At 41.9% G+C, this 8,595-nt stretch carries 12 protein-coding genes; 8 read left to right on the forward strand and 4 right to left on the reverse strand.

Annotated features, from left to right (window positions below; all coding sequences use genetic code 11):
- Positions 1-181: 181 nt before the first annotated feature.
- A complete protein-coding gene (locus HYW21_03770) occupies positions 182-454 on the forward strand; it encodes a hypothetical protein (GenBank protein ID MBI2548444.1) in 273 nt (90 codons plus the stop codon).
- Here HYW21_03770 and HYW21_03775 read toward each other — a convergent pair.
- Positions 446-850: a PIN domain-containing protein gene (locus tag HYW21_03775; protein ID MBI2548445.1), complete on the reverse strand. Its 405-nt coding sequence runs from the start codon at positions 848-850 to the stop codon at positions 446-448. The two genes, HYW21_03770 and HYW21_03775, sit on opposite strands and share 9 nt — an antisense overlap.
- A gap of 113 nt (positions 851-963) precedes the next feature.
- Positions 964-2,094 carry a hypothetical protein gene (locus HYW21_03780; protein MBI2548446.1) on the reverse strand — a complete coding sequence of 377 codons (1,131 nt, stop codon included), beginning with the start codon at positions 2,092-2,094 and terminating at the stop codon, positions 964-966.
- A gap of 85 nt (positions 2,095-2,179) precedes the next feature.
- On the opposite strand from HYW21_03780, the gene HYW21_03785 reads away from it, so the two are divergent.
- The 6 genes from HYW21_03785 to HYW21_03810 all read left to right on the forward strand — a co-directional run bounded on the left by HYW21_03785 (position 2,180) and on the right by HYW21_03810 (position 7,038).
- Complete coding sequence (locus HYW21_03785; GenBank protein ID MBI2548447.1) at positions 2,180-3,184, forward strand: formate--phosphoribosylaminoimidazolecarboxamide ligase; 1,005 nt, start codon at positions 2,180-2,182, stop codon at positions 3,182-3,184.
- Between the two features lie 69 nt (positions 3,185-3,253).
- The gene (locus HYW21_03790; protein MBI2548448.1) at positions 3,254-3,538 is read left to right on the forward strand and encodes a hypothetical protein; all 285 of its coding nucleotides are present in this window, start codon (positions 3,254-3,256) and stop codon (positions 3,536-3,538) included.
- A 95-nt stretch (positions 3,539-3,633) separates the two neighbouring features.
- Positions 3,634-4,875: a serine hydroxymethyltransferase gene (locus tag HYW21_03795; protein ID MBI2548449.1), complete on the forward strand. Its 1,242-nt coding sequence runs from the start codon at positions 3,634-3,636 to the stop codon at positions 4,873-4,875.
- 46 nt (positions 4,876-4,921) lie between these two features.
- The gene (locus HYW21_03800) at positions 4,922-5,791 is read left to right on the forward strand and encodes a bifunctional 5,10-methylenetetrahydrofolate dehydrogenase/5,10-methenyltetrahydrofolate cyclohydrolase (protein MBI2548450.1); all 870 of its coding nucleotides are present in this window, start codon (positions 4,922-4,924) and stop codon (positions 5,789-5,791) included.
- 324 nt (positions 5,792-6,115) lie between these two features.
- Entirely contained in the window at positions 6,116-6,727 is a 612-nt protein-coding gene (gene purN / locus HYW21_03805; protein ID MBI2548451.1) for a phosphoribosylglycinamide formyltransferase, read from the forward strand.
- 62 nt (positions 6,728-6,789) lie between these two features.
- The gene (locus HYW21_03810; GenBank protein MBI2548452.1) at positions 6,790-7,038 is read left to right on the forward strand and encodes an AbrB/MazE/SpoVT family DNA-binding domain-containing protein; all 249 of its coding nucleotides are present in this window, start codon (positions 6,790-6,792) and stop codon (positions 7,036-7,038) included.
- A 50-nt stretch (positions 7,039-7,088) separates the two neighbouring features.
- On the opposite strand, the gene HYW21_03815 is transcribed toward HYW21_03810, so the two are convergent.
- Together HYW21_03815 and HYW21_03820 are read right to left on the reverse strand one after the other, a co-directional pair.
- Positions 7,089-7,301: a hypothetical protein gene (locus HYW21_03815; GenBank protein ID MBI2548453.1), complete on the reverse strand. Its 213-nt coding sequence runs from the start codon at positions 7,299-7,301 to the stop codon at positions 7,089-7,091.
- A gap of 262 nt (positions 7,302-7,563) precedes the next feature.
- Positions 7,564-7,938 carry a hypothetical protein gene (locus tag HYW21_03820; protein ID MBI2548454.1) on the reverse strand — a complete coding sequence of 125 codons (375 nt, stop codon included), beginning with the start codon at positions 7,936-7,938 and terminating at the stop codon, positions 7,564-7,566.
- A gap of 281 nt (positions 7,939-8,219) precedes the next feature.
- Here HYW21_03820 and HYW21_03825 point away from each other — a divergent pair, with 281 nt between their 5' ends.
- Positions 8,220-8,504: a hypothetical protein gene (locus HYW21_03825; GenBank protein MBI2548455.1), complete on the forward strand. Its 285-nt coding sequence runs from the start codon at positions 8,220-8,222 to the stop codon at positions 8,502-8,504.
- Positions 8,505-8,595 lie beyond the last annotated feature (91 nt).

Raw genomic sequence — 8,595 nt, forward strand, 5'->3', positions numbered from 1 at the left:
CGTTGGAAATGTTACCCTCGAGAAAGCAATAGGGTACGTCCGAAATCAGAAGGCTCACCACGCCAAACACTGGAATCCTCGCCCGAGCCGCAGCGAGGGTCAGCCCGCAGGCTGAGGGTTTACCCCGAGGAGGAGGTCAACCAAAACCTTTATATATTACTAAGTATTACTTTGTAATACAATGGAAACGATCTCTGTACGATTTGAGGAAAATTTCATCGATGACTTGGAAAAGGTTATGAAGGAACATCGATACGCAACAAAAACTGAATTTATTCGTGAGGCCATTCGAGATAAGATAAAGGATTTAGAAAAACAAGAGGCACTTCTTCAATTAGAACGAATGTATGGTGCAGGAGTAAATAAGAGAAAAATGACCCCTAAAGTCTTACGACGTGCACGGGAAGAGGCAGCAAGAGAAATTGCTCAGAAACTAGGTACTCGTTTAGAGTAGGTCTTCTGTTTTTTTTGCCTTTGCTATATCTTTGAGCTTTTCAAAGTCCCAATCTCGTGAAACTAACTGTGCATCATGGTCTCGTGCTAGTACTGCATGAAATACATCTCCAAAAGGAACTCTTCTTTGCTTGGCTAATCGTTTAGCTTCTTCAGCCTGTTCTCTTGTTGGGTAAATTCGTTTTAAGTAACCTAGCTTTGCAAGACTGAACATTTGGTTAAGATCATAGGCCAAAAATCCCAATTTTTTTAGTTCAGCAAGGGTGATGTCAGAATATACAACACCGTTATCGTCAACAATTATCTTCGCTAAAAGTTCCTTTGCAACCTCTCTATGATATCCTCTCTTTGCATAGATGTCAATCCAAATGGAGGTATCAAAATAATACCATTTCATGTCATAGCTGATATTATTTTGTTTTCATAAAGTTAATGGAAAAAAATCCGGAATAATTACGCTCATTAATCTTTCATCTTTTTTTTTGTTCTGAACCTGTTCATAACCTTCTTTTACGTTAACTTCCTCGTTAAATCAAGCCACATACTACACCACAACATACTTTCATCAGTCGCATAGAAAAATCTTCTGAAGGGGTTTCCATCATGATTATATACCTCTAAAAAGTTGTGATGCTTTGTGATTAATTGTTCATACTGGAGCAGGTGCTCTTGTGCTTTTTCTTTGTCGATCTTTGCTAAGATCTGGCAGTACATCATACCGAGCATTGACCAGATACTATTTGCCTGGTAGCCAGAAGCTAGGTAGTTATACCATCGTAATGTTCCTTGGTGCTGTGCCGTGTACTTCAAGGGAACGGGCTGGTCTAATTTTTCTCGTTGGATTGCGTACATACAGCTCGTGAGCATTGTCTTATCTTCGATGATTTCTGCCCAAAACGGAAAGAGCTGTGCATCGCTTGCAACATACAGGTTATCTGAACAATCATCGCGAAAAAAAGAACCTGTCCAATAATACTTCTTGAGAATGCTTACATAATCATACTGCTCGAAAGGATTTACAAATACTTTTTTCTTCAGCAGTTCATTGAGAGCATTAATCTCTTTGCTGAGCATGCCTACCATACACGTATTGTAACAGGAACCTTGTCGTAATGCATGGTCTTTCATGGCAGAAAAGGTTCTGTCTCTTCGTACCAGGCCGGTTGTTGGATCAATAACCTTCTGATAATATCGCTGAATCTCTGCATTGATCAGTGATTGATGAGCCTTCATCAGATCAATATCCTGAAGCACGCGCAGGCATCGCAGGAGATAGGCCAGTGAATCTGGAGCAAACTCAGGAAAATCAAAGGGCTTTCCTCGAGGAGTAATTGCGACGGTTATTCTGTTTGCATGCGTAAATCGAGTTAAGGCATAGCGCAATGTTTTTCTCACTTCTGATGTGTAACCTAACGCATGTAATGCATCAACACACCACCCAAAATCCCGGGTATAAAACTCCTGAAAATGTCCTGTTGCGCTCACTTTAAAATACTGCTGTTGCTCATCCCAACATGCCTCGATAATTTGCTTACAGATGCTCTCTGCAGATCCCTGAAACGAGGTCATTCCTCGCTGAGCAACATCTCTGCTCCGTTGAAACATGCGCCATGCTTCATGGAGATGGATAATTGTTTCCATAGGTTATGCTCTTTTCTTATTACTATAACAATTTTACTATAACATTTATATATTTCCATTCATTCCTCTGGCTATGGCGAAAAGCATTCCCTACAAAATTGCGACGATTGGAAGCCATTCTGCCCTCCAGATCCTGAAAGGGGCAAAAGATGAGGGATTTTCTACCATTGTTATCTGTAAGAAACAGGCAACTAAGGTTTATCGACAATTTCGTGTTGCAGATTCGTTTTTGGAGGTTGATAGCTATACTGATTTCCTCAAGCTTGAAGATCATCTTATCAAAGAAAATGCTATTATCATTCCCCATGGATCCTTTATAGCTTATCTTGGGCCTGAGGCAGTTGAAAAATTAAAAGTGAAGTATTTCGGTAACAAGCAAATCTTGGAGTGGGAATCTGATCGAAAACTTGAACGAGAATGGTTACTTGGCGCTGGACTGAAAATGCCCAGGATTTTTAGTAATCCCAAAGAAATTGATAGAAGTGTCATTGTGAAATTTCACGGTGCAAAAGGCGGAAAGGGCTATTTTATTGCAAACAGTGAAACGGATTTCAAGCAAAAAATCAAGGGCCATCATGAGGAGACGTATATTATCCAGGAGTATATCATTGGTGTTCCGATCTATGTCCATTATTTTTATTCGCCGTTGACTGATACGGTTGAAATTATGGGCTTTGATAAGCGTTATGAAAGTAATGTTGATTCCTTAGGCAGAATAAGTGCTCGAGATCAGATTGCTTTAGCCAAAGTAGATCCCTCCTATGTTATTGTTGGTAATATCCCCTTAGTTGTTCGTGAATCATTCCTTCCTCAGCTTTTGGCAATGGGAGAGCAGGTAGTTGCTGAGAGTAAAAAAATCGCTCCTCCGGGACTTATCGGTCCTTTCTGTCTTGAGACCATCTTTACCCCTCAGGAGGAAATATTTGTCTTTGAAATCAGTGCACGAATTGTCGCAGGGACAAATCCTTACATGAATGGATCTCCATATACCGTGTTGCTCTATGACGAGCCCATGAGTACCGGAAGAAGAATTGCCCGGGAGATTAAACTGGCAATACATGCTAACAAGCTGTCTGCTATCCTCCATTGATGTTGATAGTCCAATCCGTTGCAATGCACGGTAAGACTTACTTTGTTGAAAACAAACAGAGGTGTTTCCATGAAACCAAAATTAGATGATGAGAACCAAGATGAGGAAGAGCTTGCAGACGATGATGAGGATATCTATACGGAAGAAGGAATTGAGGAACTGGAAGAAGATGATGAACTCTCACCCCAAGAAGCGGGCTTTATGGAAGGTGCAAAAGGAAAAGGTAATTTAGGAGATTGTGCTGCTTGTGGTAAGCCATTAGGAGATCGTGAAGAACGGGTTTATGAACGGAAGTGGCATGGAACATTGTACCGATTTTGCTCAAAAAAGTGTGCTGAAAAAGGACCCAAGTGAAAATCACTCCTGTTGATGACTCGACGAAAGGAAAGCGCAAAGTATTTATAGGCTGCTAAATCCCTGAGCATTTTCAGTAAGGTGGAGGTGGGACCATGATGTTGAACGACGTTGATCCTGACATTGCTTATTACATCGAACAGGAGCGTCAACGACAGAATAATGGTCTTGAGTTGATCCCATCGGAAAATTTTGTCAGCCTTGCTGTTCTCCAAGCTTTAGGGTCTGTACTTACCAATAAATATTCTGAAGGATATCCGGGAAAAAGGTACTATGGCGGTTGTCAGCATATTGATGCTATTGAGATATTAGCCATTGAACGGGCAAAAAAACTCTTCGGAGCAGAACATGTGAATGTTCAACCATTATCAGGAGCTCCTGCGAATATTGCTGTGTACTTTGCCTTGCTTGAGCCTGGTGATACCATTCTTGGAATGGACCTCTCCCATGGTGGTCATCTTACCCATGGTCATCCGGTTACCTCTATGGCAAAGATCTTCAATTTTGTCCGCTATAAAACTGATGCTTCTGGTAACGTCGATCTCGATAATCTCAGAGCAATGGCACAAACGCACAAGCCAAAGATCATCCTTGCGGGATTTTCAGCATATTCCCGCGAATTAGATTATGAGGGATTCAAAAAAATTGCAGATGAGGTTGGAGCCATTACCATGATGGATATGGCTCATATTGCTGGGCTCATTGCTGGAAAGCAACTCAAAAATCCTGTTCCTCTTTTTGATATTGTGACAACAACAACCCATAAAACATTACGAGGACCTCGGGGAGGAATGATCCTTTGTAAAGAGAAATTTGCCAAGGCTATTGATAAGGCAGTCTTTCCTGGTTTTCAGGGTGGTCCGCACGAGAATAATATCGCGGCAAAGGCTGTTGCTTTCCAAGAAGCACTCAAACCAGAATTTCAAGCATATGCAAAACAAATTATTGTCAATGCAAAAGTCCTCTGTGAAACATTACGGGTAAACGGTTTTAAAATCATGTTTGGAGGAACTGACAATCACTTGATGCTTGTTGATGTCTATAGCTCTAAGGGAGTTACCGGACAACAGGCAGAGACAGCCCTTGATAAAGCAGGGATAACGCTCAACAAGAACATGATCCCTGATGATCCTCGAAAACCTCTTGATCCGAGCGGGATCCGTCTCGGAACTCCGGCAATTACCACGAGAGGAATGAAGGAAAGAGAGATGAAACAGATTGGTAAGATGATTACTAACGTTATTGCGCATCATGATGATGAGCAGGTCATACAGGAAGTACAGAAAGAAGTGATGTCTCTTGCTCATCAATTCCCACTCTATCCGGACATCAAATGAAAGAAGATAAGATAAAGAGAAGGTAAGAGAAGCAAGGATAAATGCCATGGCTGCGGTTATTGTTGATGGAAACAAGATTGCGGATGAAGTCAAGAAAGAACTGAAGTATAAAATTGACAAGCTAGCCAAAAAGCCAGGCTTAGCAGTTATTCTCGTTGGGAAAAATCCTGCATCGTTGGCGTACGTTGGTATAAAACAGCGCACCTGTCATGATATCGGTATCCGCTCTGAGATCTATCGCTTGAGTGAAAATATTCTTGAAGATGAGATTGTGGATGTCATTGAGGACTTAAACAACAAAGAGGATGTTCATGGTATTTTAGTACAACTTCCCCTGCCAAAGCATTTGCATACCAACCGTATTCTTGAGACCATCCGGCGAGCAAAGGATGTTGATGGCTTTACAACCCGAAATCTTGGAAAATTGTGCATTGGAGAACCACGATTAGTGGCATGTACTCCGCAAGGCATTGTTAGAATCTTTGAGTACCACGGTATTGACATTTTAGGAAAGGATGTTACCATTGTCAATAGTAGCAACGTGGTGGGAAAACCACTTGCATTATTACTTCTCCAGCGAGGCGCCACCATTACGGTTTGCCACCGTGAAACAAAAGATTTAGCACGACATACGCGTGAAGCAGATATTGTGATTACTGCAACAGGGGTACCTAACCTCATTACGGGGCCAATGATTAAAGAAGGGGCTATTGTTATTGATGCAGGCTTTAAAAAAATAAAAGATAGAATTGTTGGGGATGTTGATTTTGAGGCTATAAGGCAGAAAGCCTCTTTTGTCACTCCTCCGGTTGGTGGGGTTGGTCCATTAACTGTAGCTATGTTAATGGAAAATACCTTCCGTGCCTATACTTATCTCACTGATCCTACACGGGGCATTATCGAAGATGCAGTTTAACCACAACTGGTTACGCTCAGTTGACACGCAAGGAAGAGCATGAAGCTCTTCGGCGTGGCTATCCAGGCAACACGAAGGCCACGAAGTGCAACTTTATGTTGCACCCTTTTGATCAAACTTCGGTAAAGTTTGGGGGGCAAGCCCCGTTGCGTCCAGCACCTATGAGCGTGCGACGAGCCGAGGGTAGGCTCCTTCGGAGTGGCTCGTAGGGCATGGTAAACGAAGTGTAGCCATGACCGTCGCACCGCCATAAGTGGCGCTGTGATGGAAGAAGGCTTACTTTTCATTTTTACTTTGCATTCATATATAGATCTCTTAAACCCCATGACATCCAACACCATTGGCATATTGGCTTCTACTAAAGGAACAGACATGCAAGCCATTATTGACGCCATTGCAGCAAAAAGGCTTGATGCAAAGATTGCTGTTGTCGTGTCTGATCGGGAACATGCTCTTGCTTTAGAACGGGCACAAAAGTATCATATCCCTGCATTTTTTGTTAATCCTCGGGATATGGATCAGAAAAAAAAAGATCGTGAAGCCTTTGATAGAGAGGTAGCGTCTCTTTTAGATAAATATCAGGTAAAGTTAATTCTGTTAATTGGCTACATGCGTATTTTGAGCCCATGGTTTGTTCAGTATTATCAGAGTAGAATGATGAATATTCATCCGTCATTGTTGCCTGCATTTTCTGGCGGCATGGATGTAAATGTCCATGAAGCAGTCTTACGTTCTGGAGTGACTGAAACTGGCTGTACCCTCCATTTTGTAACCGAAACTGTTGATGCAGGACCGATTATTCTTCAGAAAAAAGTTCCTGTTGTTCCCGGAGAAACAGTTGAGAGTCTCAAGCAAAAAGTTCAAGAAGCAGAGCAAGCATGTTTCTTAGAAGCAATTCCGTTATTCTTTGCAGGAAAGTTAGACACATCGTTTTAGTATAGTAAATCCACCGAAAAGTATTTAAGTAAGAAAGTAAAACTATTTTACTTGGTGGTTTAATGAAAGAAAGAGAAGTACAAATAACGACAACTTCTCCAAAAGGGCAAGTTGTTATACCACAAGAAATTAGAGAAGAAATGCAAATAGAGTCTGGAACGAAGTTTGCGGTTTATGGTAGAGGAGATACTATTATCTTTAAAAGAGTAGAGCTACCAACGGTAAAAGATTTTGAACGGTTGGCTCTTTTTGGAAGGACATTCGCCAAGAGGAAAGGGATTAAAGAAAAAGATGTGTTAGAACATGATTAGAGTTGTTACTGGAGATCCAGACTTACTTGTGCTGCAAGCGTTTCGTGGGACTAAGATATTAACACCAAAAGCGTTCTTGGAAGAAATATAGCCTTTTGTTCAGAGCAGTCCAACTTTGTATCAAGCAGTTTTGCTATTTTCTTTGACTGATCACCTAAAAAAACAGGGACTGTTGCATTCTGGGTTCGCAACAATCCTTTGAGAGAACAGTACCATTTACTTGTTCTTTTTGCCTTTACTTGCGCTTGTTCCGCAGCAGCCACATCCCATGAGCCTCACCTCCTGAGTTCTCATTATCTTCACAAACCATCGAGTGATGTCCTCGAGTATAAATCTCTTTCGCTTTTGTAAGTTTCATCCAAAAAAAGGGTTAGCAGCCTTAGGTCAAACTTCCCTTTTATCAAAGGTCCATCTGAGAGGGGGAACGTGTCCCTTACGGGGTCTCTCAGCCATGCTAGAAATAATCCAGAAGTTTGAAGCTGCTAAGCTGAGCGCTAGCGAATTTTGGATGAAGCTGTTTTTGTATTATTTCTTATTTGTTTTTTCTTTGTTCTTAGGTAACACCGTTACACTATCCCCGATGATCTCTTTTTTTCCCTCGTAGGTTGCAACCTTCCCGGTAACCTCAACACGGTCGTTCTGGGTGATAGTGAGCGGATCGTCGGTAAAGAGCACGACTTCTCTTGTTTCTTGGACGCGAAGCTTGAGGAAGATAACTCCTTCTCTTTGTTGTATTTCTTGGACATCTCCTTGAAATACTAGGGTATCTTTATCCTCTGCTAAGAGCAGTGTCTGTCTTGTTTGATCCTGAAGTGTCAGTCGTGGCGTAAGAAAGAATAAGGTAACAATTCCCAGGATTGCTGTACATAAAGCTATTTTTACCAGCGTTTGTTCTTCCATCCCCCTTTGTAATGAACAGTTCCTCATAAGCCTACAGGAGAAATTTCTGAAAAGCTTCTATTCCTCACCGGAAGTATCACCCAAAGGTTTGCAAAGAGGATGATATCTTATCATATCATCTTTATATGTAAACCTTTTAACTTCAAAGCGTCACCTATGGCGGTGCTACGGTCGTGACAAACGAAGTTTGCCACGCCCTACGAGTCACCCCATAAGGGCCCCGACTCGTGCACGTCACGGTGGCGCTGACGAAGCGGGCCCCCTTCGGGTGCTTCGTAGGATTGCTCGGAAGCAATCCGTCAGCCGCCATTGGGGTGCAGTCCAGAAAGAAACATCCAGTACTTCATGGTGTAATAATACTTGACGAAGAAGTTTATGATGCTAATCTAGAACCATCCCAAATCCCTATAGGGATTCATGACTATGAGGAAATGCAAAAAAGAAACCATCCAGGATTTGATTTAGTTTGGAGAGGTTGGGACAATACTGAGTCTGATGAAAATTATAACGGGGATAATTATAATCTAACCTTTCCACCAGTCTCTGACTGGTGGCGTAAACCATAATAAGTGCTCTTTCTTAAAGGAATAAACGAAGCTGACCTGAGGCATACTGCCGTTTGGACACTATCCGTACAGCGTTAACGGCCACAACTCA

The organism is Candidatus Woesearchaeota archaeon (assembly GCA_016187565.1).
Lineage (GTDB): Archaea > Nanobdellota > Nanobdellia > Woesearchaeales > JACPJR01 > JACPJR01.

Coding starts and splice junctions, on each gene's coding strand:
- HYW21_03820 (MBI2548454.1), bottom strand. CDS start 7,938: ATGGAAGAACAAACGCTGGTAAAAATAGCTTTATGTACAGCAATCCTG.
- HYW21_03795 (MBI2548449.1), top strand. CDS start 3,634: ATGATGTTGAACGACGTTGATCCTGACATTGCTTATTACATCGAACAG.
- HYW21_03775 (MBI2548445.1), bottom strand. CDS start 850: ATGAAATGGTATTATTTTGATACCTCCATTTGGATTGACATCTATGCA.
- HYW21_03770 (MBI2548444.1), top strand. CDS start 182: ATGGAAACGATCTCTGTACGATTTGAGGAAAATTTCATCGATGACTTG.
- purN (MBI2548451.1), top strand. CDS start 6,116: ATGACATCCAACACCATTGGCATATTGGCTTCTACTAAAGGAACAGAC.
- HYW21_03780 (MBI2548446.1), bottom strand. CDS start 2,094: ATGGAAACAATTATCCATCTCCATGAAGCATGGCGCATGTTTCAACGG.
- HYW21_03810 (MBI2548452.1), top strand. CDS start 6,790: ATGAAAGAAAGAGAAGTACAAATAACGACAACTTCTCCAAAAGGGCAA.
- HYW21_03790 (MBI2548448.1), top strand. CDS start 3,254: ATGAAACCAAAATTAGATGATGAGAACCAAGATGAGGAAGAGCTTGCA.
- HYW21_03800 (MBI2548450.1), top strand. CDS start 4,922: ATGGCTGCGGTTATTGTTGATGGAAACAAGATTGCGGATGAAGTCAAG.